At 62.3% G+C, this 960-nt stretch carries 1 protein-coding gene; it reads right to left on the bottom strand.

The features are described from left to right. Positions 1 to 85: 85 nt before the first annotated feature. Positions 86 to 802, bottom strand: coding sequence for a hypothetical protein (locus DLJ49_RS21325; RefSeq protein WP_115395496.1), 717 nt, complete (start codon positions 800 to 802; stop codon positions 86 to 88). Between the last annotated feature and the right edge of the window lie 158 nt (positions 803 to 960).

The raw sequence follows: 960 nt of genomic DNA, 5'->3' as shown, positions 1-960 counted from the left end.
CACATAGCTGAACAGCGACCCGCTCGCCTCGTCTGTCCCGCGCATGACCGCCCCCCTCGTGACCCGGAAAGGGTGAATCATGTCCTCAAACCCGTGTCGAGGCGGCCTTTTTCAGCGGCCTGTTAAGAGCGACATGGTCGCCATGCTTCGACAAGAACTCTCGCGCCTTTTTCTTGAAGGCCGCGAAGTCGGCCGCCGGATTGAGAGAGGCCGGCGTCGCAGCGCCAAGGTCGTCCTCGAAGTCGGTATACAGAATCGTCCGCGACGTCTGATCCATTAGATGTACGATCTCGCGAAGGCGGAGGCGCGCGTGCTCTGCGAGGGCCACGGTCAAACCTTCCCACCAGGCGTGCGTCAGCACTTCCTCGATCAAATCCCCCTGGCGTGCGACCGCTGGTATCTCCAGCTTGGTCGAGAGTGCGGTCGCGACATCCGTGACCTTTCTCCTGCAAGCCTCCATCTTCGTCGATCGCCCCATCAAGCTCAGCTGAAGTTCGAACATCACGAGATCGAACCGCTTCGCTTCCTCCGTCCCCAGGTCGGCACTGCTCGGCAGCGACGCGAGGCCCACGAGCTCCTCGGCAGCTTCATCGGAGATCTCGAACCATGGCGCATCCTCGGCCTGCCATGTCTCGACAGAGCGCAGGCGACCACGGACCACGAAGGACGAGGTGTCGAGGCCCATCACGAACCGGCGCACCTCGTTGATGAGATCCGTTCGGACCCCTCTCAGGTCTTCCGCAAGGTTGTCGACGCTTTCCTGCGCGGACCGGGTCGGCGACTGGTCGACGGCTTGGGCCACGTCCAGTCTCGCCTCGATCAGGCGCTCGGTCAGCCCGCCTTATTCATCGAAATCGGGGGTAATGGCTGGCGTGCCCGCGAAAGCTCTGTAGAATCAAGTTGCTACACCAAGTCCGACAGCAGCCCTCGGAGCACGCCATGGGTGAAACGCTACAGCCG

The sequence above is a fragment of the Rhodovulum sp. 12E13 genome (genome assembly GCF_003340565.1).
Lineage (GTDB): Bacteria > Pseudomonadota > Alphaproteobacteria > Rhodobacterales > Rhodobacteraceae > HLUCCA09.
Note: the sequence above shows the minus strand (reverse complement) of the source record. Positions and strands in the feature narration are given on the sequence as shown.